Annotated in this window: 23 protein-coding genes and 1 other RNA gene; 16 read left to right on the top strand and 8 right to left on the bottom strand. The window is 37.5% G+C overall.

All coding sequences use genetic code 11. The features are described 5' to 3' along the window. Window positions 1-5: 5 nt before the first annotated feature. The 5 genes from COCH_RS04190 to COCH_RS04170 form a co-directional block, all read right to left on the bottom strand. Window positions 6-530 carry a hypothetical protein gene (locus tag COCH_RS04190; RefSeq protein ID WP_015782064.1) on the bottom strand — a complete coding sequence of 175 codons (525 nt, stop codon included), beginning with the start codon at window positions 528-530 and terminating at the stop codon, window positions 6-8. Window positions 531-955: 425 nt separating this feature from the next. Continuing rightward, a complete protein-coding gene (rnr, locus tag COCH_RS04185) occupies window positions 956-3,184 on the bottom strand; it encodes a ribonuclease R (RefSeq protein ID WP_015782063.1) in 2,229 nt (742 codons plus the stop codon). 526 nt (window positions 3,185-3,710) lie between these two features. Beyond that, window positions 3,711-3,905: a 30S ribosomal protein S21 gene (gene rpsU, locus COCH_RS04180; RefSeq protein ID WP_015782062.1), complete on the bottom strand. Its 195-nt coding sequence runs from the start codon at window positions 3,903-3,905 to the stop codon at window positions 3,711-3,713. An 87-nt stretch (window positions 3,906-3,992) separates the two neighbouring features. Beyond that, window positions 3,993-4,577, bottom strand: coding sequence for a TatD family hydrolase (locus COCH_RS04175; protein WP_015782061.1), 585 nt, complete (start codon window positions 4,575-4,577; stop codon window positions 3,993-3,995). Window positions 4,578-4,632: 55 nt separating this feature from the next. After that, window positions 4,633-5,109: a CAP domain-containing protein gene (locus tag COCH_RS04170; protein ID WP_041546676.1), complete on the bottom strand. Its 477-nt coding sequence runs from the start codon at window positions 5,107-5,109 to the stop codon at window positions 4,633-4,635. A gap of 161 nt (window positions 5,110-5,270) precedes the next feature. On the opposite strand from COCH_RS04170, the gene ffs reads away from it, so the two are divergent. After that, window positions 5,271-5,369: signal recognition particle sRNA small type (gene ffs, locus COCH_RS11095), an RNA gene on the top strand. Between the two features lie 27 nt (window positions 5,370-5,396). On the opposite strand, the gene COCH_RS04165 is transcribed toward ffs, so the two are convergent. Both COCH_RS04165 and COCH_RS04160 read right to left on the bottom strand, forming a co-directional pair. After that, on the bottom strand, window positions 5,397-6,122 hold the full coding sequence (locus COCH_RS04165) for a molecular chaperone DjiA (RefSeq protein ID WP_002674396.1): 726 nt from the start codon (window positions 6,120-6,122) through the stop codon (window positions 5,397-5,399). Window positions 6,123-6,197: 75 nt separating this feature from the next. After that, window positions 6,198-7,058, bottom strand: a complete 861-nt coding sequence (locus tag COCH_RS04160) for a hypothetical protein (protein WP_015782059.1) — start codon at window positions 7,056-7,058, stop codon at window positions 6,198-6,200. A 650-nt stretch (window positions 7,059-7,708) separates the two neighbouring features. Here COCH_RS04160 and COCH_RS04155 point away from each other — a divergent pair. From COCH_RS04155 to aspS, 10 genes are all read left to right on the top strand, one after another. After that, the gene (locus COCH_RS04155; RefSeq protein WP_015782057.1) at window positions 7,709-8,998 is read left to right on the top strand and encodes a M23 family metallopeptidase; all 1,290 of its coding nucleotides are present in this window, start codon (window positions 7,709-7,711) and stop codon (window positions 8,996-8,998) included. A 272-nt stretch (window positions 8,999-9,270) separates the two neighbouring features. Beyond that, a complete protein-coding gene (gene dcm / locus COCH_RS04150; RefSeq protein ID WP_015782056.1) occupies window positions 9,271-10,227 on the top strand; it encodes a DNA cytosine methyltransferase in 957 nt (318 codons plus the stop codon). After that, on the top strand, window positions 10,224-11,375 hold the full coding sequence (locus tag COCH_RS04145; protein ID WP_015782055.1) for a restriction endonuclease: 1,152 nt from the start codon (window positions 10,224-10,226) through the stop codon (window positions 11,373-11,375). Before dcm ends, COCH_RS04145 begins: the two co-directional genes overlap by 4 nt. A 58-nt stretch (window positions 11,376-11,433) precedes the next feature. After that, window positions 11,434-11,883 carry a hypothetical protein gene (locus COCH_RS04140; RefSeq protein ID WP_009410492.1) on the top strand — a complete coding sequence of 150 codons (450 nt, stop codon included), beginning with the start codon at window positions 11,434-11,436 and terminating at the stop codon, window positions 11,881-11,883. Between the two features lie 258 nt (window positions 11,884-12,141). Further along, window positions 12,142-13,761, top strand: coding sequence for a glucose-6-phosphate isomerase (gene pgi, locus COCH_RS04135; RefSeq protein WP_015782054.1), 1,620 nt, complete (start codon window positions 12,142-12,144; stop codon window positions 13,759-13,761). Window positions 13,762-13,834: 73 nt separating this feature from the next. Next, a complete protein-coding gene (gene map / locus COCH_RS04130; RefSeq protein WP_015782053.1) occupies window positions 13,835-14,641 on the top strand; it encodes a type I methionyl aminopeptidase in 807 nt (268 codons plus the stop codon). A gap of 136 nt (window positions 14,642-14,777) precedes the next feature. Next, window positions 14,778-15,935, top strand: a complete 1,158-nt coding sequence (locus COCH_RS04125) for a DUF4595 domain-containing protein (protein ID WP_041546921.1) — start codon at window positions 14,778-14,780, stop codon at window positions 15,933-15,935. A gap of 140 nt (window positions 15,936-16,075) precedes the next feature. Then, on the top strand, window positions 16,076-16,300 hold the full coding sequence (locus tag COCH_RS04120) for a hypothetical protein (RefSeq protein ID WP_015782051.1): 225 nt from the start codon (window positions 16,076-16,078) through the stop codon (window positions 16,298-16,300). A gap of 2 nt (window positions 16,301-16,302) precedes the next feature. Continuing rightward, complete coding sequence (locus COCH_RS04115) at window positions 16,303-16,608, top strand: type II toxin-antitoxin system YafQ family toxin (protein WP_015782050.1); 306 nt, start codon at window positions 16,303-16,305, stop codon at window positions 16,606-16,608. A gap of 22 nt (window positions 16,609-16,630) precedes the next feature. After that, window positions 16,631-18,379, top strand: coding sequence for an aspartate--tRNA ligase (gene aspS, locus COCH_RS04110; RefSeq protein WP_015782049.1), 1,749 nt, complete (start codon window positions 16,631-16,633; stop codon window positions 18,377-18,379). A gap of 326 nt (window positions 18,380-18,705) precedes the next feature. Here aspS and COCH_RS04105 read toward each other — a convergent pair whose 3' ends face one another. Then, complete coding sequence (locus COCH_RS04105) at window positions 18,706-19,257, bottom strand: hypothetical protein (RefSeq protein ID WP_015782048.1); 552 nt, start codon at window positions 19,255-19,257, stop codon at window positions 18,706-18,708. Between the two features lie 398 nt (window positions 19,258-19,655). On the opposite strand from COCH_RS04105, the gene COCH_RS04100 reads away from it, so the two are divergent. The 5 genes from COCH_RS04100 (at window position 19,656) to porL (ending at window position 26,609) form a co-directional block, all read left to right on the top strand. Further along, window positions 19,656-20,237: an outer membrane beta-barrel protein gene (locus COCH_RS04100; RefSeq protein ID WP_422647619.1), complete on the top strand. Its 582-nt coding sequence runs from the start codon at window positions 19,656-19,658 to the stop codon at window positions 20,235-20,237. Between the two features lie 1,163 nt (window positions 20,238-21,400). Further along, on the top strand, window positions 21,401-21,979 hold the full coding sequence (locus tag COCH_RS04095) for an outer membrane beta-barrel protein (protein ID WP_015782046.1): 579 nt from the start codon (window positions 21,401-21,403) through the stop codon (window positions 21,977-21,979). A 125-nt stretch (window positions 21,980-22,104) separates the two neighbouring features. After that, on the top strand, window positions 22,105-24,231 hold the full coding sequence (locus COCH_RS04090) for a prolyl oligopeptidase family serine peptidase (RefSeq protein WP_015782045.1): 2,127 nt from the start codon (window positions 22,105-22,107) through the stop codon (window positions 24,229-24,231). A gap of 276 nt (window positions 24,232-24,507) precedes the next feature. Next, window positions 24,508-25,884, top strand: coding sequence for a T9SS ring complex lipoprotein PorK/GldK (porK, locus tag COCH_RS04085; protein WP_002674370.1), 1,377 nt, complete (start codon window positions 24,508-24,510; stop codon window positions 25,882-25,884). Window positions 25,885-25,943: 59 nt separating this feature from the next. After that, on the top strand, window positions 25,944-26,609 hold the full coding sequence (porL, locus tag COCH_RS04080; protein WP_002674368.1) for a type IX secretion system motor protein PorL/GldL: 666 nt from the start codon (window positions 25,944-25,946) through the stop codon (window positions 26,607-26,609). Window positions 26,610-26,629 lie beyond the last annotated feature (20 nt).

The following is a 26,629-nucleotide window of genomic DNA, read 5'->3' as shown; positions in this document are numbered from 1 at the left end:
TTAAACTAAAATTCTCCTTCAACTTTTGATGACACTAATTCATCAATATTAGCTGATATATAAAAAGCTTTTATATCTGGAACATAAACCATATTAGCTTTACAAACAGTTGCGCATCCTCCTTGATTCAAGCAACTTTTAACTACACCTAAACAACTATATGCTTCACATTTTTTACTCCAGCCTTTATCACAAGTTACAATATAATCATACTTTCCTCCTTCATGAGAAGCTTCAAGCTCGTAATGCTTAACTATAGCATCCCAAACTACTTTTTCACTGGGAAAAGCCTCAGTACTTGACAATAAAGTAATAGTCTCATCTTTCGCATTAAATTCGTAAGAGATAAAAAGTACCTTATCTTCTGGAACGCTTACTTCTTTTTCTGAAACAGTTTTAAAGAAGTCTCCATAAGTCATTGACTTATTTTGCAAATCTTGCAATGGATCTTGATTTTTATCCTTAGAGCAAGACACTAACGCTACTACAAAACATAGTATAAAAAACGAAATCTTTATGAGTCTTTGCATACTAACTTTTTTAGTTAAAAAATACTTCTTTTGCACGTTTTTTTTATGAAGACAGTAATCCGTAGCTCAGTTAGGGGAAGTTATTTTTAAGGAAAAATTCTCACTATATTTCGTTTATAGAAGAAAACAACAAAATATATCTCCAAAGGAAATAATATCAGTATCAGGCATAGGCATTAGGATTTTATAGGACAAAGGTATATTATATTTTTATAACTTCCAAATATTTTTACAACTCTTTTAGTATCAATCTACAAAATAACTTATAATTATTTATATATCAATATTTTAAAAATATATTAGTAAATACATATTGTTACTCAATATATTATTAAAAGCATAAAAAACTTTGCCAAAGGTACGAGCCGTACGGGCAAGAAACTTTGGCAAAGTATGTGATGCAAAAACTGCTTGTTGTGCTACGACTAATCAATCAGTTCAAAATCTAATTGCTTTTTCATCAGGTCGGTGTTTTTCACACGTATCATTACTTCGTCGCCAAGCTGATAGGTTTTGCCAGTGGCTTGTCCTACCAAGGCGTATTGTTGTTCGTCGAAAGTGTAATAATCATCTTTGATATCACGAGCGCGTACCAATCCTTCGCATTTGTTGACCGTAATTTCTACATAAATACCCCATTCGGTTACACCCGAAATCACTCCTGCAAACTGCTGATTTTTATGGGCTTCCATATATTTCACCTGCATATATTTGATAGAATCACGCTCAGCTGAGGCTGCTAAACTCTCCATTTGTGACGAGTGTTTGCATTTGGTTTCATATTCAGCTTCGGGTTGTGAAGGGGCGTTATCTAAATAGAGTTGCAAAAGACGGTGTACCATCACATCGGGATAACGGCGTATAGGCGAAGTGAAATGGGTATAATACTCAAACGCCAAACCATAGTGTCCTATGTTTTTAGTAGTATAAGTAGCTTTTGCCATTGAACGTATTGCCAAAGTATCGACTAAGTTTTGTTCTTTTTTGCCTTTTACTTCTTCTAAGAGATTATTAAGTGAATCGGTAGTGGTTTGACGGTTGTTCAAGTTCAAGCTATAACCAAATCTACTAATTACCGCATTGAACTGTTGCAGTTTATCGGCATCGGGTTCATCGTGTACGCGGTATACGAATGTCTTTTTCATTTTGGCTACATACTCAGCTACCTTTCTGTTAGCCAAGAGCATAAACTCTTCAATCAGTTTGTTGGCTTCCTTGCTTTCTTTGAAATATACGCCTGTAGGGTTGCCATTCTCATCGAGGTCGAATTTCACTTCTACTTTATCAAAAGTAATAGCTCCCAAACGCATACGCTTACGGCGAAGTTTTTCGGCTAAGGTATTGAGTGTGAGAATAGCCTCTACTACCTCAGCAGGTATTGCACGCTCTTTATCGGTAATGGAAGTTTCAGCAGGAATGGTGTACCCCTCCCCTACTTTGGCTTGCTCTATTACTGATTGTGCTTCTTCGTAAGCAAACCTAAATGACGAGTGTGTTACGGTGCGTCCTATCCAAATATCTACCACTTCAGCCTTCTTATTCATCTCAAACACTGCCGAAAAGGTGTATTTATCTTCATCAGGACGGAGTGAACAAGCGAAGTTACAGAGCACTTCGGGTAACATTGGCACTACCCTATCTACCAAATACACAGAAGTAGCACGATTGTAAGCCTCTTCATCTAATATAGTACCTTCTTTTACGTAGTGCGATACATCGGCGATATGTACTCCTATCTCGTAATTGCCATTCTCCAAAAGTTTGAACGACAGTGCATCGTCAAAGTCTTTTGCATCACGAGGGTCGATAGTGAAAGTGAGGTTTTCACGCATATCACGACGACGGGCAATCTCCTCATCAGTAATAGAAAGGTCTAACTTTTTAGCAAAGGCTTCTACCTCTTCTGGATAGGTGTACGGCAGACCATATTCGGCTAAGATAGAGTGCATTTCGGTAGTTTGTTCACCTGGTTTACCGAGTATCTGCTCCACTACCCCCATAGGCGAATCACTTTTGTCTTTCCAATCTTCTATGCGTACAATCACACGGTCGCCGTCCTGAGCACCATTGAGTTTATCTTTTAACACAAAGAAATCAGTATACATACGGGCATCGGTAGGGACAACAAAAGCAAAGTTTTTGTGCATTTGCACAGTACCTACAAAGCGCACTTTGTTGCGTTCTAATACCTTACTAATTTCTCCTTCCATCTTATTGCGATTTCTAAAACGTGGAAATACATACACTTCCACCAAATCGCCGTGGAGAGCTTTATTTAGAAAATTCTGTGCTACAAAAATGTCGTTGTCTAAACCATCAACTATTACATAACCATTACCGCGCGCACTCACATCAAGCGTACCTACATAATAGTGTTGCATAGGGATAGCTTGATACTTCCCACGGTCGATTTCTACAATGCGTTTTTTCTCTTTCAGTTGTACGAGTTGTTTCACCAGCATATCACGACGTGGTGCATCGGTAATGTGGAGTTTGGCAGCAATTTGCTTGTAGTTAAAGCTCTCTTCGGGGTGTTCTTGTAACACCGAGAAAATCGCTTTGATAAGCTCTTGCTTGTTGCGTTTAGCTAAACTCTTATTCTTTTTAGGTTTTCCTGATTTTCCTTGCTTTTGAGTTTTATTTGTTTTTTTCATATTGCAAAAGTAAATATTTTTGAGTTATCAACAATCACCAAATTATAAATTGAAAAATATTTCTTTTTAAAAAAAGAAGGGTTATTATTATGATGACGTTCATAAGAGGGATAAAATTAAGCCTAAAAACTTGCTTTTTTCAGTTTAAGAATATTATGATTAGTTATCAACAATAAAAAGTGATTTACGGTTTTTTAAATGAATATTTTAAGCAAAATTGTTGATAACTCTTTTTGATATTATGCACAACTTTTTGTTGAGAACTTTTCACTTAGCAGATTGTTTATAACTGACAAAAAGTAGTGGATATTTTATAAGAAATAAATTTGCTTTTTTCATCTTCATTTTTGTATACACAGAAAACATAAAGAAGCAAATATTTTAGTGTTTTTTCTTCCTCAAGTTATACACAATTTAAGAATGGACAATGAACAATACCGATAAGGATAATGAACAACACTCAAATAAAAAAAGTAGGAACGAATATTATCCGTTCCTACTAAAAATTGAATATCTCCACAATGAACTATACTTCTTCTTGATCTTTCAAGTACTGAATGTATTGTGCTTTTTGGATTTCGGCTCTTCTACGCACAGAAGGTTTAGTGAAATGTTGTCTTTCACGTAGTTCACGTACTACACCTGTACGGTCGAATTTGCGTTTATAACGTTTTAAAGCTTTATCGATGCTTTCTCCGTCTTTTAAAGGAATTATTAACATAAAGATACACCCCCTTTCAATTTTCAGGGCGCAAAGATATGAAGTAATTAGCAAACGAGCAAATTTTTTAACTAGAAAATTTTAGATTTAGGTTTCAGACGTGATAAATCTGGCTTGTTTGACTTGTTTGATAACTAATGGTTGAATGCTGTCATCGCTTTCAAAAAACCGGTATTCAGGGGGGATTTTCTTAAAGACTTCTTGCAATTGATGAGAATAGAGTAGGGGAGTGCCAAAAGAAATGGCAATGCCGTGAGCAATGAGCTCTTGTGCTACTTTTAGGTTTTTTCTGAAGCCGTGCAATATCCATAACTGTTGTGAGCGGGTGCGTTTGCGGAGTTGTATTACTTCGGCATAAGCTTTCACACAGTGAATGATAAGTGGGAGCTCTAAACTTTCGGCTAATTCTATGTGCCTTAGAAAGATTTCTTGTTGTAAGGGTAGGGGAGAGGTAACGTTCTTATCGAGACCACATTCACCTATTGCCCAGCAGTTGAAATGCTGGGCTAAGGGTATGAGTGCATTCCACTGCGCCTCAAAATCGTTTAAAAACCAAGGGTGAATACCTACTGAGAAAGGTTCGCTAATATCGGCGGTAAGTGGATATTGATTGCGAATCACCAAAGTATCGGAAGTTGAATGCTGGGTATGCGAATGAACGTCGAGGTACATTTCTCAGGTAATAATAGGCAAAATCCGTTATTGCGGAGTATATCAGTAATAAGTATTATTTGGGTGCGGCAAAGAGTTGCGTCCAATACTTACCGCTACGACCAGCACCTACTTCGGTAACTTGGGCATTCATAATATTAGCGCAATGTCCTGGACTTTCGAGCCAACTTTTCATTGCTTCTTCTTCATTTTGTTGTCCCATAGCTACATTTTCAGTCCACGTAGCCCATTCATAACCAGCGTTAATAAGTCTCCCACCAGGATCTTGTCCGTTTTTACTATAGTGAGTTAATACGTTGCGTTTAAGCATATCGTCACTATGGGCTTTGGCTACTTTTCCTATTGTTTTATTCCACTTTACAGGAGGTACGGGTTTAAAATAATTACTACCACAATTGCAGCCTTTTTGTCGTTGCTGATTGATAAGGGTGAGCATCTTGTCAGAGTTCAAACCTGTGGTCTCACTATCTTGTGATTTACTACACTGTAACGATAGGAGTGCTAAGAATAAAAAGAATAGTTTTTTCATTATTGATATTTAATATTTTTCTTTGTTCTTTAACTGTTTTAATTAGATTTTGAAAGGTCGTTATACGATACTTTTGTGTGCAAAGGTAATAAAAATAGAGTTACTAAACAAGAAAAAAAATAGAAAAAATTTGCTATGTAATAAAAAAGTTGTACTTTTGTCGCCGGCAAGTCCTACACGACCAGCTCCTGAAAAATCCTCCAGGGTGGGAACACAGCAAAGGTATTCGGTTGTAGCGGTGCGATGTAGGTAGCTTGCCACTTTTTTGTTTATAAGGGTAAGCTATTTAGTTAGTTCATTCCTCTTTGGCGTGCGATTTGTTCATAGGCTTGTTGTACTTGTTTGAACTTTTCTTCGGCGCCTTTTTTTATGGCTTCATCTTCTGTAATCACTCTATCGGGGTGATATTTTTTTGCCATATTTCTGTAAGCTTGTTTTACTTCGGCATCAGTAGCTTGGGGGCTTATACCTAAAATAGCATAAGCATTTTCATTGGGAGTTTGGGTATAGCTATTACTACCATAAGTGTTAGCAAACATTGCTTTGATACTTATAAAATCACTTTTTTCTATCTGGAAGTAATAGGCTATTTGCTCTATTTGTTGTACTTCGTCTTGGCTTACTACTCCATCGGCTTGAGCAATACCAAAGAGAAAATAGAGGATTTGCAAGCGTGTTTCGTAGGTAGTACGCGCTCGTACGTACATTGCTACTCGGGGAGCTTCTATCTGGCGTCCTTTTATTAGTTCATTAAAACTGCGAAACACGGCATTAGCGCGTTCTTTACCATAAAGACGCACAAACTGCAAACGCACGAAATCTAATTCGGCTTGGGTAACACGTCCGTTGGCTTTGATAACTAGGCTACAAAGTGAGAGGAGATTCAGCTCGAATGTAGCGGGTGATATATTTTGCTGAAATGGGTTGCGAAAGGGCTGTTCGGTGGGTAGCTGTTGGGAAAGTTGTCTAAAAAGCCAAAAGAAAAAAAGAAATATAAGAATAGAGAATAAGCTCATACGATAAAAATTTTAATAATGCCAATAATACCAGAAATGCCAATAATACCAATAATTAAATATGAAGCTAATTTACTAATAATATGTGATTTCTCTTTCTACGATATATACTAATTTGCCTTCGGAAAAGCATTTCTTCTCTATCCAATTACCTTTTTCATCGTATTGATAAGAAAAGGTATAGTTTATTTTTTTTGCTTTATTATGGGTCTTCTTTTCGAAAATTAAGAGCATTTCAGTAGGAAAAGGCTCTTTTTTATAGGTATACACTGTTTCGAGGCTTTTATTCTTTTCGTTGGATTTGGTTATTTGGTGGGTAACGAATCCGTTTTTATTATACTTTGTCTTCTTGGTGTATTTTACTGATTTATCGGGATTGTAGACTTTGGTTTCGAGTTGGTTATCCTTCTTGTCGTACTTATATGAAGAGTAGTTTTTGATACTTTCATCGGTGTTGTAATAAGTAGCATAGGTAGGGTAACTACGTTTGTTTGTATCACTTGAAAGTACTAAATATTCCTTACCTGTTTTAGGAAAGTAGACAGTTTTCTGCATTTTTTTCTCTTTATCGTCATAAGTAAGGGTATACTCACGCAATAGAGTATCGGTTTCATCGTATACTTTTAAGTTTGTTTCTCGGTTATTATCGTCGTAAGTTACTTCTGTTTTAAGGTTGAACACATTTCGGTCGGCAAACATAATTTGTTGGACAACATATCCTTGCTCATTGGCTAAGAGAAACAGATTTTCATCGTAATAGAATTTCTTTACAGCTGTTTTTTGAATGCGGTGTTTCTTGTTTTCTTTTACTTGATAAGGGATAACGCGCACGGATTTTACGTTGCCTTTTAAAAAGAGTTCTTTGAGCAAAAATATGTTCTGCCCAAAGGCATTAGTGGCTGTTAGTAGGGCAATGAGAGTATAAAGATATTTCATAATAATTTGTTTTATGGGGGCAAAGATAGGAGGTAATTAGCAAATGAGCAAATTTGGAAAATGAGAAAATTTGGAAATGAGAAAATGAGAAAATGAGAAAATGAAGAAGAGTCTGGTTAGGAGCTCTCGGGGAGACTCGGGAAAGTGAGCCACACAGATAGTTTTTAAGAGAAATAGGGATAAGGATTTTCAAAAAGAAAAATTTACTATTGTATAGGTAGCTTGGACGAACCTTAAACGAATCTTGAACGAATGTTGGACGATAGATGGCGCTTTTTTGGGAGGAGGCATTTTGTAAAATGGAGTTTTGGTGGAAAAATGTACTACTTATATAGCTTGTAGGGTAGAAAAATGTACTGAGTAGGGGAGAGGGCATTTGGGTATGGCTAGGATTTAAGAAAAAGATAAGGCGAAGGGTAGCGGTAAAAGTGTTGAAAAAGAGGACATAGAAGCAGTTTGCAAAAATTGAGGTATACAGCTTAATACATTAATTATGAATAAATTAAAGGAGGTATATGCAGTTTTTTTAGTTTTTTTATTTGCGTAGTTCATTTTTTATTTGCACCTTTGTAAGATTTTTTGATACACTTGCGCCCTAAATGGCTTGGTGTTTGTGAACTAAAAAATGTAAAAACAGAAACAGAAAACTTATGATGAAGAAAGTCCTTTATTTTTCATTTTTTGCACTTCAGCTTTCGGTATTCACGGCTTGTAATGATACCCCTAATGCTGAGAAGGCAACAGCTTCGGCTACTGTTGAGGCACCTAAACCTCCGGTGTATGAATTTGGTTTCAACCTGAACGATTACACGATAGTGAAAGACACGATTAAGCAGGGTGATACCTTTGGTAAACTATTAGAAGAGAACAATATAGGAGCGGTGGATATTCATAATATCACCCAAAAAACCAAAGGAGAGTTTAACCCTAAGAATATACGTACGGGTAAGGTTTACGCTTTTTTGTACGATAAAAAAGACCCCTCGAAACCCCATAGCTTTATCTATCAGCCGAACGTTACGGATTACGTAGTGGTGCGTCTTGGAGACTCGGTTCACGCTTACAAAGCGCAACGCAAAGTAACGATTGTGGAAAAGGCATTGGCAGGAAATATCAACAGCAATCTTACAGTTGATGCGCTTGCGGCGGGTATCAGTGCGAATGCTACCTACCAAATGGGACAGATTTTTGATTACACCATCGACTTTTTCCGCTTGCAAAAAGGTGATAATTTTAAGATTATTTATGAGGAACGTTATGTGGACGACACTATTTTTGCGGGAGTTGAGAGAGTGAAAGCGGCTTATTTTGAGTGGCAAGGGAAACCTTATTACGCTTTTAACTTCACTACCGATTCGGCAAAAGGCACAAATGGTTATTACGACGAAAAGGGGAATATGATGAAGCGAATGTTTTTGAAATCGCCTTTGGATATCTTCCGCATTACGTCTAAATTTGGAATGCGTTTTCACCCTGTGCTTCACCGTATGAAGGGACATTTTGGTACCGACTATGCAGCACCTACGGGTACGCCTATACGGGTGACGGCATCAGGAACGGTGATTGAGGCGGGCTATAGTTCGGGTAATGGTAACTACGTGAAGGTGCGCCACAACAATATGTATACAACACAGTACTTGCATATGTCGAGAATATTGGCACGCAGAGGACAACACGTATCGCAAGGACAGGTGATTGGACTTGTGGGAAGTACCGGCTTGGCAACAGGTCCTCACGTGTGCTATCGTTTCTGGAAGAATGGAAGACAAGTAGACCCACTCAGAGAGAAGTTACCAGAATCGGTGCCTATTGATGCGCGACTTAAAGCTAAATATTTGAAGGAGATTGCGCCACTAAAAGAACAGCTTGATGCGCTAAAAGCGACCCCTATTGAAATGGAAGAGGAGGTAACGAATGTACAAAAGCAAACGGTGTCGTAACAATGGTTAATGATTAGTGATTAATGGTTAATTGAGCAGAAGTACGAATTTTTATTAGAATAGAAGGTCGTAGCACGACGGGTAAGTACGAGTTACATAGGCGATTATATAAAGCAATTTTAATTGTTTTTAATGAGAACTTGATGTAAACGAGTGATGCTGTACTTCCAAAATAGGAACTAATTAGTTTTTAAAATTAAAAGAGAATCAAGGATACGCCTTTGAGAAAGGGTTATTTAGGACTTTAGAGAGAAAAATAAGAGTTTTTGGATATGGGAAAAAGCGTTAAATTCATAGATTTATTTGCAGGGGTAGGGGGCTTCCGCTATGCTTTGCAGAATATAGGGGCTGAATGTGTCTTTTCGTCAGAATGGGACAAGTTCGCTCAGCAAACCTATAAGCTAAACTATGGAGAAGTTCCTTTTGGCGATATTACTTTACAAGAAACGAAAGATAATATTCCTAATGAATTTGATATACTTTGCGCAGGATTTCCTTGTCAAGCATTTTCTATAGCTGGATATCAAAAAGGTTTTGAAGATATTAGGGGAACACTTTTTTTTGAGATAGAAGAAATAGTAAGGAAGCATCGTCCTAAGGTTATTTTTTTAGAAAATGTAAAGAACTTAGTGAGTCACGATAAGGGTAAAACATTTAAGGTAATAACGAATATCTTAGAAGAGAAATTAGGTTACAAGATATTTTATAAAGTCCTCAATACAATGGAATATGCTAATATTCCACAAAATAGAGAGCGTATTTTTATAGTAGCTTTTGATCCTAAACAAGTTCCTAATTATAAAGAGTTCCAATTTCCTGAAAAAATTAAACTTACTAAAACGATTCATAGCTTTTTAGAGAAAGGAAAACAGAATGATTATTTTTATTATCAGCTATCTCACAAATACAGTCCAGAACTTATTAAAATAGTAACACGTAAAGATACTATTTATCAATGGAGGCGTGTGTATGTTCGAGAAAATAAGAACAATGTTTGTCCTACTTTAACAGCTAATATGGGTACAGGGGGACATAATGTACCGATTATTAAAGATAATTTTGGTATTAGGAAGTTAACCCCACGAGAATGTTTTAATTTTCAAGGTTATCCAAAAGGCTTTATACTTTCTAAAGAAATAGCTATATCAAAATTATATATGCAGGCAGGGAACTCTGTGACAATGCCTTTAATTCAAAGAGTAAGTGAACAAATTTTGAAAGTGTTATGAAGTCATTTGCTAAAATAGATAAAGAAAAGAATGGTGATTACTTGAAATTACTTTCTGCGGTTTCTAAGTTATCAGGACTTTTCAGTGAAAGTATAATTCCCTATATTAATTATAGGGTAGTTGAAAATGTTTTTTGTAAAAGTTTTGATGCTGAAAATCTTTCTCGTTCAGACACTGCTTTTGATGCAAATTACGAATCTATTGGAGTAGGATTAAAAACATTTACTTGTCCTTCAAATAGTAGTATAGAAAAAGTGGCTGAATTTAATTCTTTATCAACAATATTAAAACCTTTGAAAGGAAAAGAATTAGCACTAAAACTTGCAAAATTTCGTAATGAAAGAATAGATTTAGCCAATAGACTTTATAACATTAATAACTCACTATATCATATAGTAGCGAGACGAGAAAAGGAATTAATTCTGTTTGAGACAGACTACGATAAGATAGATATAAATAATATTCATTCTATAAAAGATACCAAGGCAAGTCTACAATTTGATGATGGTAAAAATCAGTATAATTTTAATTACTCGAAAAGTACTCTTTTTAGGAAATTTTATATTCCGCAAAATGCTTTTCATTTGCCAGTAGAAATTATAGAAGACCCTTATCAATTACTTTTAGAATTATTTGGAGATAAAGTTTTTAAACCTGCTAAAGATAAATTAATTAAAGGTATAAACTATGTGATACTTCCTTTGTACGGCAGAAAGCAAAAGAGAAAGTATGTCTTTGAGAAAAGTGGACTCAATCAGTGGAATGCTGGAGGGAGAAAAAGAGATTTAGGAGAAATATATATCCCTATACCAATTGAAATTCATAAACAGTTTCCTAATTTCTTTCCTAAAAGAGATGTACAGTTTAAACTTAAAGTCCCCACAGGAGAGATTCTCAGTGCAAAAGTTTGCCAAGATAACTCAAAAGCATTAATGACAAATCCTAATAAAGCTCTTTCAGATTGGTTATTAAGAAAAGTTTTTCAAGTAAAAGAAGGAGAACTTTTAACTATTCAGAAGATGAATGAATTAGGATTTGATAGTATTATCATTATTAAGGAAGACGAAGAGAATTACAAAATAGATAAAGCGAGACTTGATAGTTATGAAGTTTTTATCAATGGGAGCTCTGTCGAAAATGAAGAATAAGAAGAGAAAATGGTTTGATTAGTTTAAATATCAGAAAAACGTTTAAAATATTATTTCAATGAAAAAGTTTATTTTTTATCTATTGGCTCTTGTGGGCTTTACCGCCTCAGCACAAGTGTATGAATTTAAGGTAGTAACCGCTATTGAATCGGTGGTACCTTCGGGAGCAGGACGCTCGCGACTTATCTCGGCTAATGAAACACGCAATTATAAAGAATTTACCACTACGCGCTCGGAAGAAGGAGACGAACGCAACAAAAGCGACCGTGATGAGATTCGCGTAAGGGGCTTTGATGAGACCAAACTCCTCAACTTCTTTAATCTCGGGGGGATTCGTTTTCAGAACATCGCTGCCAACGATGCTCTTATCACTTCTAAGTTGAACACTATGAGTGAAGAAGGCTGGGAACTTGCTTTTGTTACCAGTGGAGTAGAGAGCAATGCAGGAAGCAATGATTCTACTGGTATTTTTATCACCCGTTTTGTGTTTAAAAGACTGAAAAAGTAAGTTTCATTAAGTAATTTGTCAATTAGTAAATTAGCCAATGGTGAGGCATCATTATCTTGTAGTTTTGCACCCTGAAAAGACAGATGTTAGTTGCTATTACATAGATTATAATTAAACAAATAGAGAATTCAACTGATTATTAAGATAATTAACTTTGCCAAAGTTTCAAACTTTGGCAAAGTGAAAGGTGCAAAATTTACAGACTAATTTGTGATTGACTATAAAAAGAATAACAACATTAAACATATATAAATAAAAATGTTAAAAAACAGTAATCCAACACAAACCAATGCGTGGAAAGCATTGCAAAAACATTTTGCGGAAGTAAAAGACCGCCATATGCTTTCTCTATTTGAGAAAGACCCCACTCGCGCGGAGAAATTCGCCATCAAATGGCACGACTTCTATGTAGATTATTCTAAAAACCGCATAGACGAAGAAACTCTTAAACTCCTTGTGCAACTCGCCGAGGAATGTGGTTTAAAGGACGCTATTGGCAAATACTTCGGTGGCGACCTTATCAACAACACCGAAAAACGCGCGGTTTTGCACACTGCCCTTCGCGCGCCCGAAAACAGCGTGATAAACGTAGATGGGAAGAATGTAATGCCCGAAGTAGCGGCTGTAAAACATAAAATCAAACAGTTCAGCGAAGAAGTCATCAGTGGCAAACGCAAAGGCTATACTGGTAAAGCCTTTACCGATGTGGTGAATATTGGTATTGGTGGGTCTGACTTAGGTCCGGCAATGGTAACTGAGGCGCTTAAATTCTATAAGAATCACCTCAACGTACACTTCATCAGCAATGTAGATGGTGACCACGTGCTTGAAACTATTAAGCACCTTAACCCAGAAACTACTTTGATAGTGATTGTATCTAAGACTTTTACCACATTGGAAACCCTTTCTAATGCACTTACTGTAAAAGAATGGTTCCTGAAATCGGGTTCAGAAAAAGATATTGCTAAACACTTTGTAGCGGTATCGACTAACTTGCAAGAAATCGATAAATTCGGTATCGACCCTGATAACGTATTCCCTATGTGGGACTGGGTAGGTGGACGCTTTTCGTTGTGGAGTGCCGTAGGTCTCAGCATTGCCCTATCAGTAGGTTATGACAATTTTGATAAGTTGCTCAAAGGGGCTCACGCTATGGACGAGCATTTCCGCACTGCTCCTTTTGAGAAGAATATTCCGGTAGTCTTGGCATTGCTAAGTGTGTGGTACAACAACTTCTACGGAGCCGAAAGTCAAGCGATCATTCCTTATACTCAGTATTTGCACCGCTTGGCGGCGTACCTACAACAAGGTATAATGGAAAGTAACGGTAAACAAACCGATCGTGATGGCAATCCTATCCCTTATCAAACTGGAGTAATTATCTGGGGTGAACCAGGAACCAACTCTCAACACGCGTTCTTCCAGCTCATCCACCAAGGTACTAAATTGATACCTACTGATTTCATTGGCTTTAAACACTCATTGCACGGCAATACCGACCACCACAACAAGCTAATGGCTAACTTCTTTGCACAAACCGAAGCCCTCCTCAAAGGTAAAACCGAAGCCGAAGTACGCAAAGAAATGGGTGACAAGGTAAACGAAGCTTTAGTACCTTTCAAAGTGTTTACAGGGAACCGCCCTACAACCTCTATCCTCATCGATAAACTCACCCCTGAAAGTTTGGGTAGTCTTATCGCAATGTATGAGCACAAGATATTTGTAGAAGGTGTGATTTGGAACATCTACAGCTATGACCAATGGGGCGTAGAGCTCGGCAAACAGTTGGCAAGCAAAATCCTTAAAGACATCGCCGCTACCGAACTTTCTGCTCACGACAGCTCTACAACCAATTTACTAAAACAATTCAAAAAATAGAAATCTAATTACGAATGACGAGTTACGAATGACAAAACTTTCGTAATTCGTCTTTCGTAATTCGTTATTACAAATGATTCACATTAGAACAGCCGAAGAAATAGAACTACTACACCAAGCAGCCCAAGTGGTATCACGCACTTTGGGTATAATGGCAAAAGAAGTAAAACCAGGGGTAACCACCCTATATCTCGATAAAATCGCCGAAGAGTACATCCGCAGTCAAGGGGCTATCCCAGGATTTTTGGGTTTGTATGGCTTCCCTAACACCCTATGTATGAGTCCTAATGCGCAAGTAGTACACGGCATCCCTAACGACCGTCCGTTACAAGAAGGCGACATCATCTCAATAGATTGCGGAGCATTGAAAAACGGTTACTATGGCGACCACGCTTATACTTTTGAAGTAGGCGAAGTAGCCCCCGAAGTAAAAGAACTATTGCGCGTAACCAAAGAATCGCTGTACATAGGTATCCATCAGTTTCGTGCGGGTAACCGAGTAGGTGATGTAGGGCACGCTATACAACAACACTGTGAGGCACACGGCTATGGAGTAGTGCGCGAACTCGTAGGACACGGCGTAGGGCGCAAAATGCACGAAGACCCCGAAATGCCTAACTACGGCAGACGCGGTAGTGGTAAAAAGTTTAAAGACGGAATGGTAGTAGCCATAGAGCCTATGATTAATATGGGTACCAAGAGCATACGCCAACTCAAAGACGGCTGGACAATCCTCACCGCCGACGGCAAGCCTTCTGCCCACTTTGAACACGATGTAGCCCTCATAGATGGCAAACCTAAATTGCTCTCCACCTTCAAATACATATACGAAGCCTTAGGCATTGAAAGCAATGAGGAAGACGAATTTTTGCTTAATTAGCAAATTTGAAAATTAGTAAATTAGCCAATGAGTGTGTTACTACACTTTGCCAAGGTTTTCTGCCCGTACGGCTCGCACACTTTGGCAAAGTTGGATTCCCTATGATATAGTAATGAATTATTTAAAATTATCAACAATGAAAAAAGCCTTATTTTTAGTAGCAACTGCCATCCTTACTTTAGTTTCTTGTGGAAAGAGCGACGACAACCCAACACCTGATAATCCAATACCTGATAACCCTACCCCTCCTAAAACCACAAAGGTAAAGAGAATTAAAGAGGTAAAGATTACCTATTTAAATAGAAAAAAGAACCCTAATATCGACCCAACCTATTTTCTAAATGGTGAACCTAAGTTTATATATACTTTAGAAAATGGAGTCTTTGCTTATGAATATGACGCACAAGGGCGCATTTCAAAATTCACTTCTGATAAAGGAGGTGAACAAGTAACCTATGAATTTAGTTATTCTCAAGGAAAAATTATAGCAAATAGTGGAAAACAAAATTTTGAATTTCCTTTAGATGAGAAAGGTTACTTAAAAGAGACTGGCGGACATAATTATTTCAGCTATGACGAAAAAGGTCAGTTGTCTAAAATTGATAATAGTAACTTTATTTGGAAAGATGGCAACCTAACTGCTGAAACTTATACCTCTACTTCTTGGGAAGGAACAAAAGAAACTAACGAAATGAAATTTTCTTACTATCCTAACGAAAATAAGAATCGCTTTTTTATCTTCAACAACGAAGAAAGAGGTGAAATAGATGTCTATACCACCTATTTTTATTTGCTAAATGCACTTCCGGTAGGTGTCCCCACTAAAAATCTATTGGAGTCTATCTCTAAATCTTATACGTACAAAAAGGAAAACGCATCGTATGCCTCACTTATAAAATTTACTTATGCTTACGATAAAGACGGCTATGTAAGTCGTATAGTAGAAAATCGTTCTGGTGATGATAACGGAGTAAGTATCTCTTCTGGTGCAATTTCAGATGAAGACATAGAAAAATTAGAAGCTCTAATTACTAAAATAAAGGCAGGTACTGTCAAAAATATGACTTACAAAGAGTTCACTAATACCAATGGCACTTATAAGTTTAGTATCACCCATAAAGAGCACATCACCAAAGATTCTAAAGGCAAACCTATTGATGTAAAATACGAACAAGAGAGAATTTATACCTTTTCTTATAAAGAAGAAAGTGGCAAGAGAAAGTATTTGGAAAGAAAAGAAATAGTGTTTACCAAACAAGACGCCTCTACTATTTACGAAATCAGCTATTATTAATATGAATCAAGAGTTGAAAAATAATAATCTCTGATTAACAGAATGTTATCGCTTTTGCGTCGCATTTCCCCCTTTAGAGGAAGTCAGCGAGTAGGCGTATAGAAGAGTATCAAAAGTAAAAACCTTAAAAATTGAATATTATGTGTCTATTAGTTTATCCTAAAACTCAAAATCAAATCAATGTACTAACTACCCTATTCAAAGAAATGAACATTGATTTTGAATACACCCCCCCTCAAGAAGAGAGCTATATCCCTAATGATCTTACTCTACAAGCTATGAAAGAAGCCGAAACTATGGCTAAAGAAAAAAACAAAAAGAGCTATGCAACCGTAGAGGAATTAATAGAATCTCTTAAAAACTAACTATGGAAGAAGAAACATTTAAATATGAAATATACTATACAGGACTTTTTAAAAAGGATTTTAAAAAATTCCTTAATGATGAGACCAAAGTAAAGAAGATTACTGACACTATCACATTGTTAAAAAAAGGAGGAGTTGAGGCTCTACCTGATTATATGAGACCCCACAAACTTACAGGTAATTATAAAGGTCATTTAGAGTGTCATATCCTACCTGATTTATTGATAATTTGGTTGCAATATGATGAGGAACAAAATGAAATTTACTTGGTAAGAGTAGGTTCCCACTCCGAATTATTTAAAAAATAGCACTAATTCATAATTAAAATAAATGTACAGAACGCATACTTGTGGAGAGCTACGACTCTCTCACGAAAAACAACAAGTAACCCTCAGCGGATGGGTACAACGCATCCGCAACAAGGGATTTATGATTTGGGTAGACCTACGCGACCGCTATGGCATCACCCAGCTTATTTTTGATGAAGAACGCACTGATAAAACAGTCTTCGAGCAAGCTAAAACCCTCTCTCGTGAGGACGTGATTCAAATTCAAGGTATTGTGATCAAGCGCGAGGCAGCCAACGCAAATATTCCTACCGGAGAGGTGGAAATCCTCGTTACAGCACTCACCTTGCTTAACCATTCCGAACTCCCTCCTTTTACTATTGAAGATAATACCGATGGCGGTGAAGACCTCCGTATGAAGTACCGCTATCTCGATATACGTCGTACCCCTGTGCGCGATAATCTTATTTTCCGCCACAAAGTGGGGATAATGGTGCGCAACTACCTCTCTGGACAAGGCTTTATAGAGGTAGAAACGCCCGTGCTTATCAAATCAACACCCGAAGGCGCACGCGATTTTGTGGTACCTAGCCGTATGAACCCAGGTGAGTTCTACGCACTCCCTCAATCACCGCAAACCTTTAAGCAGCTGCTAATGGTAGGCGGATTAGACAAGTACTTCCAAATCGTAAAGTGCTTCCGTGATGAAGACCTTCGCGCCGACCGTCAGCCGGAGTTTACCCAAATAGACTGCGAAATGTCGTTTGTAGAACAAGAGGACGTTATCAGTACTTTTGAAGGTTTGGCAAAACACCTCCTCAAAGAACTCAAAGGCTTAGACTTTGGGGCTTTCCCTCGTATGACCTACGCCGAGGCGATGAAAACTTATGGCAACGACAAACCCGATATCCGTTTTGGTATGAAGTTCGGCGAACTCAACGACCTTGCGCAACACCGCGATTTCAAGGTGTTCAACGAAGCCGAATTGGTAGTAGGGATTGCCGTACCTGGTGCCAACAGCTACACCCGCAAAGAGATTGATGCTTTGGTAGAATGGGTAAAACGTCCGCAAGTAGGCGCTTCCGGAATGGTATATGTAAAATGCAATGAAGATGGTAGCTTCAAATCATCAGTAGATAAATTCTATAACGAGGACGACCTCAAGGCGTGGGCAGAGCGCACTGGTGCCAAAGCAGGCGACCTTATCTGTATCCTTTCAGGTAAGGCAAATAAAGTACGTGGGCAACTCAGCGCCCTCCGTATGGAACTCGCTGAGCGTCTCGGCTTGCGCAACCCCGATGAATATGCACCACTTTGGGTCGTAGATTTTCCTCTTTTGGAGTGGAGCGAAGAAGAAGAACGCTTCTTTGCGATGCACCACCCTTTCACCTCGCCTAAACCTGAGGATATTCCGTTACTTGATAGCAACCCTGGTGAGGTACGCGCCAATGCTTACGACCTCGTGCTCAACGGTAATGAAGTAGGTGGGGGTTCTATACGTATCTTCAACCAAGAGTTACAAGCCAAGATGTTCCAGCTATTGGGCTTTACCCCTGAGCAGGCACAAGCACAATTTGGCTTCTTGATGAACGCCTTCAAATACGGCGCTCCTCCTCACGGTGGCTTGGCTTTTGGCTTCGACCGATTAGTAGCACTGCTCGGCGGACAAGAAACTATCCGCGACTTTATCGCTTTTCCTAAAAACAACAGCGGTCGCGATGTGATGATTGATGCCCCTTCGCCTATTGATGAGGCACAACTGAAAGAACTAAGCATTCAATTAGTAAATTAACGTGAGTTTGATGTAATAAAAATATAGCTTACGCTACAGAAATCTTACAAATCTTTAAAAAATTAAACAAATAAACAGCTTTGCTGTTTTAAATGTCTCGCACAGATTTCACGGATTTCACAGATTTAGCACAGATGATTCTTTTGTAAAACATCATTGTTCCACGGATTGCTCAGCTTTAGCTGAGGAATTTCACGGAACAGTAATGAAAAAACAAATGTAAAACAATATTGTACATATCGAACAGACGTTAAAATAGTAAATAAAAGGCTGTCACAAACTAAAATTTGCGACAGCCTTTGTTGTTTTTTAACTTAAAAATATCTTTACTTCTCTCTTTCCTCTATTGTTAGAATAGATAAAGGATTGTTAAGCTCAAATCGCTTGGTCTTATGGATAGTTCTTAGATCATACAATGCGTTTTTGTGCATAGAAGAACCTTGATGAAATCCCTTACGAAAGTTAGGGTTAGCTTCTAAATTTTTATACAACTTCTTATAAAGAGACTTAGCAGAAGCGTCCATTAGTTTGGTAATGAGAATCATCCGCAAGTAAATACACTCTATAATGTCTTCCGTTTCTCTTCCTCCCGTACCTTCTATAACATAAGGCAGTATATCTTGATCATAAATACATTTTTCAGTATCTATGGTAACATCAGGGCTAGAGACAATGATAAACTGACGGTAGGTAAAACCCTCTATATCTTCAAGCATTATTGAGGGGATAGCACTTTCATTCTCTCGGGTGATAAGAATTTGCCTATATCCTCCCTTACCATCTCCTACCTCTATATAGAAAGAGGCTCGGCACTTGTCCAATATATCTTTAGCATTTGCGTAAAACTCTTGTGCAGAGGTCAATATCCAGTGTTGCATATTTTTGATATCTATTTACTTATTTGGCAAAAATACAACTTATTCTTGAATTTACTAACTATACTTTTGTCCTTCTCTTTATAAAAACACTATCTTTGTCCTTTCTTTAAAAACCACTCACCTATGGGATACTATATGTTTGCTTACGGAGTAAAAACTCCAGAGATAAAAGCTGTTTTGGCTCTAAAAGCGAAACTGAGGAAGAAGAGACAAAGGCTATAGTTATGAACATATTATGGGACTAAAAGAGAACATCGATTTTTGTCTTGAAAACGAATTAGATATGGTAGCTTTTTGCCATTAAGTGAAAAGTGAAAAAGCATTTTTTTGTAATTCGTATTTTGTAATTCGTAATTATTTTGTATCTTTGCCTTAATTAAAAACAAAAAATGAATAGTATGAAAAGAATTTTATTAGTAGTAGCCGTTGTTTTTGCAACTGTTACCTACGCACAAACTGGAAAAGGAAGCTGGATGGTAGGTGCCGATTTGGGTCTTTCATTTCAATCTAAAAACTTAGTAGTGAAAAATGACCAAGTTACAGAATTAGATCAAACAGTAACTACTTTTAAAATCACACCTAACTTTAATTACTTTGTGGTTCATAATTTAGCAGTAGGTTTAGGAGTGAGTTATGAACATTCAAAAGATAAAAGGGGAGATAATTGGGAATACAAATCGAATACCCTTACAATTGCCCCTAATGTGCATTACTATTTTCCTACAGGTGGAAGTTTAGCACCTTTTGTGGGAGCAAAAATAGGTTTTGCAAGCAGAGAAAACCAACCGGGCACTAATGGTGAGTGGAATGGTTTAGTAGTAGGAGGTAAAGCAGGCTTGGCTTACTTTGTAAATCGAGGTGCTGCTCTTACAGCCTATGCAGAGTATGACCATTTTTCTTTAAAAAATACAGATAACAGTAAACGCAAAGCAAAAGAGGGTGTTTTGGGTGTAGGTATAGGAGTAGCTTTGTTCTTCTAAGCAGGAAATCCTTCATAATTATATAAGTATGGGGTGTTTTAAAAAGTAGTGATATTTTTTAAGACACCCCTTTTTTAGTTGATATAATAAAAATGTAGCTTACGCTACAGAAAGTCTTTCAATTGACAATTGATAATTGATAATTGACAAATGTGATGGGCACGGATGGGGAACTTCGTTGCTGGATTTACAAGGATTGTAATACAAACGTAATTGTAAATCGGTGTTGTAGATTTTGAATAGGTGTTAATTAAGGTGGTTTGGATGTAATAAAGGTGTAGCTTACGCTACAGAAATCTTACAAATCTTTAGAAAATCAAACAAATAAATAAACAGCTTTGCTGTTTTAAATGTCTCGCACAGATTTCACGGATTTCACGGATAGTTCAATTGATAATTGACAATTGACAAATGTGATGGACACGGATGGGCAACTTCGTTACTGGATTTACACAGATTATGATACAAACGTAATTGTAAATCGGTGTTGTAGATTTTGAATAGGTGTTAATTAAGGTGGTTTGGATGTAATAAAGGTGTAGCTTACGCTACAGAAATCTTACAAATCTTTAGAAAATCAAACAAATAAATAAACAGCTTTGCTGTTTTAAATGTCTCGCACAGATTTCACGGATTTCACGGATAGTTCAATTGATAATTGACAATTGACAAATGTGATGGACACGGATGGGCAACTTCGTTACTGGATTTACACAGATTATGATACAAACGTAATTGTAAATCAGTGTTATAGATTTTGAACGGGTGTTAAATAAACTTTAGACGGAACCGCAGTGGCTCTACAGTGGGTCTACAGTGGCTCTACAGTGGGTCTACAGTGGGTCTACAATAAAGGTTAATTAAATTATAATTGAATATTAATAGAGTTTATAGTGCTACTATCTACTAATGTCACTCGTTTTGCAGGTTAGACTTCTTGGACAGGGGTGGACACACGGGTAGCCGTAGCACGGCGGACGATTAACTTTGGCAAAGTATATACCGCAAACGAGATTAATAATTAGAATTACATATTGAACAGACGTTATGGTATAAACATTCTAAAAGATAAAACAAAGCGAAAAATTTCTTTAAAAAAATTTGCACATTCGAAAATAAGTAGTACCTTTGCCTTATTAATAACAATAAAAATATAGAATTGTATGAAAAAATTTTTATTAATCGTAGCAGTTGCTTTTGCAAGCGCTACATACGCACAAACTGAAAAAGGAAACTGGATGGTAGGCTCTGACTTGGCTCTTTCATTTGAATCTCAAAAAACAACTGTTAGAAATGATGGAACTAAAACAGGAGAAACAACAGTTTCTACATTTAAAATTACTCCAAACTTAAACTACTTTGTGATTGATAATTTGGCAGTAGGTTTGGGATTAGGCTATGAAAGTAAAAAAACAAAAGGTGAAGATGGAGCAGAGAACACCTTTACTGTTGCTCCTACTGCACACTATTATTTTCCTATCGGAGGAAAATTGGCACCTTTTGTAGGAGCTAAAGTAGGATATGCTCACAAATCTGAAAAAGGCTCAACAAGTGACGCTAATAAATGGAATGGTTTAGTAGTAGGAGGTAAAGCAGGTATTGCTTACTTTGTAAATAATGGAGCTGCTCTTACAGGTTATGTAGGTTATGACCATTTTTCTTTAAAGAATAAGCAAGCAAACAAATTTAAAGCTCAACAAGGTACTTTCGGTGTTGGTATTGGAGTAGCTTTGTTCTTCTAAGCTGAGAAATTTATAACTGAATTAAGAATATGGGGTGTTTTAAAAATAGCAATATTTTTAGGCACCCTTTTTTATAGATAAAAGCGAACCTATATTTTTAAAAGACATTACTAATAATTTATAATATGAAACATTCCTTATTCTCCGCAACGCTACTTCTTTTAGTAGCCTGCAACCAAAACCCTAACAACACTAACGACGAAAAGATGAACTATCCTCAAACACGTATGGATAATACCGTTGATACTTACTTCGGCACTCAGGTGGCTGACCCTTACCGTTGGCTTGAAGACGACCGTTCTGCTGAAACCGCTCAGTGGGTAAAAGTGCAAAACGATTTTACGTTTGGTTATCTCTCTAAAATACCTTATCGACAAGCAATAAAAGAGAAACTCGAAAAACTTTGGAATTATGAGAAACTGAGCGCTCCTTTTACCGAAGGCGATTATACCTATTATTACAAGAACGATGGCTTACAAAACCAATCGGTGCTCTATCGCAAAGATAAAGAAGGCAAAGAAGAAATTTTCTTAAATCCGAATACTTTTTCTAAGGATGGAACAACTTCATTAGGAGACGTCGCTTTCTCCGAAGATGGTTCGTTAGTAGCTTATCTCATTTCAGAAGGCGGTAGCGACTGGAGAAAAGGGATAGTGCTCGATGCGAAAACTAAAAAGGCAATAGGTGATACCTTAGTAGATATAAAATTTAGTAGTATAGCGTGGAAGGGCAATGAAGGCTTCTTCTATTCCAGCTACGACAAACCCAAAGGCAGTGAGCTATCAGCAAAAACCGACCAGCACAAACTTTATTATCACAAACTCGGCACATCTCAAAAGAGTGATAAGCTCATTTTTGGTGGTACACCAGCTGAGAAATATCGTTATGTGTCGGGCACAGTATCCAATGACGGGAAATATCTGTTCATTTCGGTTGCCAATGCGACCTCAGGTAATAAACTATTTGTAAAAGATTTATCAAATCCTAAATCTTCTTTGGTAACTATTACCAACAACTTCGATGGAGATACAGGATTTGTAAATAACCAAGGCACAACGCTCTTTTTAGAAACCAATATCAATGCGCCTAACGGTCGCTTAGTGAAAGTAGACTTTAAAAATCCACAGCCAGAGCATTGGCAAGATGTTATCCCTGAAACCAAGAATGTGCTCAGTATTACTACCGCAGGCAAATACTTATTTGCTAAATATATGGTAGATGCTCTTTCTCAGGTAAAACAATACGACTACGAAGGGAAGCTCATTCGCGAAGTGAAGCTCCCCAGTATAGGTAGTGCGGGAGGTTTTTATGCTAAAAAAGATGAAACACACACCTATTTTAGTTTCACCAATTACGCATATCCTACCCAAATATACAAAATGGATTTGGCAACAGGAGCTACTGAACTCTATTGGAAACCCGCTATTGCTTTTGATGCCACTCACTACGAATCTAAGCAAGTGTTTTATACCTCTAAAGACGGCACAAAAATACCAATGATGATTACCTATAAAAAAGGAATCAAACTCAACGGTAAAAATCCTACCTTATTATATGGATATGGAGGGTTCAATATCAGTTTGATGCCTACATTCAGTGTTGCCAATGCGGTGTGGTTGGAACTCGGGGGGGTATATGCTGTTCCTAACTTACGTGGAGGAGGGGAATACGGTAAACAATGGCACGATGCAGGCACTAAGATGCAAAAGCAAAACGTATTCGACGATTTTATAGCAGCTGCTGAATATCTTATAAAAGAGAAATACACCTCTCCCCAATACCTTGCTATCAGAGGAGGCTCTAACGGAGGACTCTTGGTAGGAGCTACAATGTTACAACGCCCCGACCTGTTTAAGGTAGCTTTACCCGCAGTAGGTGTACTCGATATGTTGCGTTATCACACTTTTACTGCAGGAGCAGGCTGGGCTTATGATTATGGCACATCTGATGATAGCAAAGAAATGTTTGAATACTTAAAAGCCTATTCACCCTTACACAATGTAAAACAAGGAGTAGCTTATCCCGCTACCCTTATAACAACAGGAGACCACGACGATAGAGTAGTACCTGCTCACAGTTTTAAGTTTGCTGCGGAATTGCAAGCAAAACAAACGGGCAACAACCCTATTCTTATACGAATAGAGACTAATGCAGGGCACGGAGCAGGAACACCAGTGAGCAAAACTATAGAACAAAACGCCGATTTGCAAGCATTCACTCTTTGGAATATGGGGATTAAAACACTCCAATAAAGAGTAGGGGAGAGGAAAAAGGAAAATAGCTTCGTAACAATATTACACAGCTTTTTATACTATTTAGTAGCCAAAAGTGTTTACAAAAGAAGTATTAAATAGGGTAAAAAGTAAACTCATTCTTTTACTTTTTTTTTACATTTCAAAGGGTAAAAGGGGTTAAAATGTAAAAATAGTGTTAAAGTTTGTAGGTTATTGAAAAATATTGTTGAATAAATTTTGTGTGTATAAAATAAATGCGTACGTTTGCGCCCTAATTAAATGTGAATTTAAACAATGTTTATGGCAAGAAGAATATTTGTAATGCTACTTGTACTATTAGTACTAGCTGCGTGTAAGCGTGGCGGTGGCGACAGCAAAGGAGAGCTTGTAGGTGTTAAGGGGAAGAGCTGGAAACAGCCTGCTCCTTACGGTATGACGCTTATTCCGAGTGGTTCTTTCATTATGGGTAGTTCCGATGATGATAAAACTGCGAGTTTTAACGCACCAGTGAAAACTGTGAGCGTGGGGTCGTTCTATATGGACGAAACCGAAATCACAAATAGTGAGTATCGCCAGTTCGTGAATTGGGTTCGCGATTCAATTATCCGTACTCAGTTAGCTGAAATGGCGGAACAAACCGGTCAGACCCAAGGCAGTGGAGGTATCGGTGAATACGCATACTTAGATGCGAACACCGAGAAGATGAATGCTTATCAGCAGTATCTTCAAAACACATATGGCGACCAAAAAGCACGAAAATTGAACAAGAAAGTAGCACTTATTTGGGACACTAATAAATTCCCAGATGAATACTACTCGGAAGTAATGGACAAAATGTATTTGCCCGAAGAAGAAGCTTACAATGGCAAACGCATTATGGACGTTCAGAAGTTCGAGTTTAAATATCAATGGCTTGATATGGATAAAGCCGCTCGTACGCGTGGTAACCGTAAAGACTTCATTAAAGAGGAAATCGTGAAAGTATATCCTGATACTACTGTGTGGATTCGCGACTTCAACTATTCTTATAACGAGCCAATGCACAACGACTATTTTTGGCACGAAGCTTATGGCGACTATCCTGTGGTAGGGGTTAGTTGGATTCAAGCCAAAGCCTTCTGTGAATGGCGTACTCTTAACAAAAACTCTTATCAAAAATCAAAAGGTGATTACACAGTAAACTCTTTCCGTTTGCCAATTGAATCGGAATGGGAATACGCAGCACGTGGTGGTCTGCCAGGAGGTACTTATCCTTGGGGAGGTCCTTATACCTATGATGATAGAGCTTGTTTCCTTGCAAACTTTAAACCAATGCGTGGTGACTATGCTGTTGATAATGCACTCTATACCGTAGAAGCTAAGTCGTACGAACCTAATGGTTACAACCTTTACAATATGGCAGGTAACGTATCAGAATGGACAAACACCTCATATGACCCCAATTCATATGAATATATGTCTACTATGAATCCTAACGTACTTGATGACAAAAATCACCGTAAAGTAATACGTGGAGGTTCTTGGAAGGACGTTGCCTTTATGTTACAAGTAAATACCCGTGATTATGAGTACCAAGACTCAGCCCGTAGTTATATAGGGTTCCGTACCGTACAAGATTTTATGGGTATCAGCGACAAACAACAAGCTAAATCAGCAAGAGGATACAGATAGTATTAAAAGAAAAATCAAACAAATTAACTAATAAATTTAACAAATAAAAAAAAAGTCTTATGGCAGGAAGTAGATCAACAAAGAAATTGTTTAATATGGTTTATGGTATAGGTGCCTCAGTTGTAATTATCGGTGCCTTAGCCAAAATTTTGCACGTGGATATCTTAGGTATCAGCGGTGGCGTATTGTTAGCAGTAGGGATGGGAACAGAAGCATTCGTCTTCTTCTTCTCAGCTTTTGAACCAATAGATGAAGAGTTCGATTGGTCATTGGTTTATCCTGAGCTAAAAGGAGGTGCTCCATCAGGACGCCAAGGAGCTTTGGCTTTACAGTCAGGAGAAGATAAGATTCTTAGAGAATCATTATCACAAAAATTAGATGGTATTTTAGCAGAAGCTCGTATCGATGCTAATATGATGCGTTCATTAGGAAGATCTATTGAAAACTTTGCAGAAGCAAGTAAAGAAATCGCTCCAGTGGCTAATACGATGGTGGCTACTCACAAATATGGTGAAGAGCTTTCAGCAGCAGCATCAAACTTAGAGTCATTGAACAGCCTTTACAAACTACAATTGGAAAGAACAGAAAGACAAGTATCTGCACAAGCAGGTGTTGTTGATAACTTAGATTCATTAAATCAGCAAATGCTTACGTTTAAAGACAACTTAAGATCTTTGAACACTATCTATGGAGGAATGTTATCTGCAATGGGCGGCGCACGATAAGAGTAATTATTTATTAACTT

It is taken from the genome of Capnocytophaga ochracea DSM 7271, assembly GCF_000023285.1.
In the GTDB taxonomy this organism is placed as follows: Bacteria; Bacteroidota; Bacteroidia; order Flavobacteriales; family Flavobacteriaceae; genus Capnocytophaga; species Capnocytophaga ochracea.
Note: the sequence above shows the minus strand (reverse complement) of the source record. Positions and strands in the feature narration are given on the sequence as shown.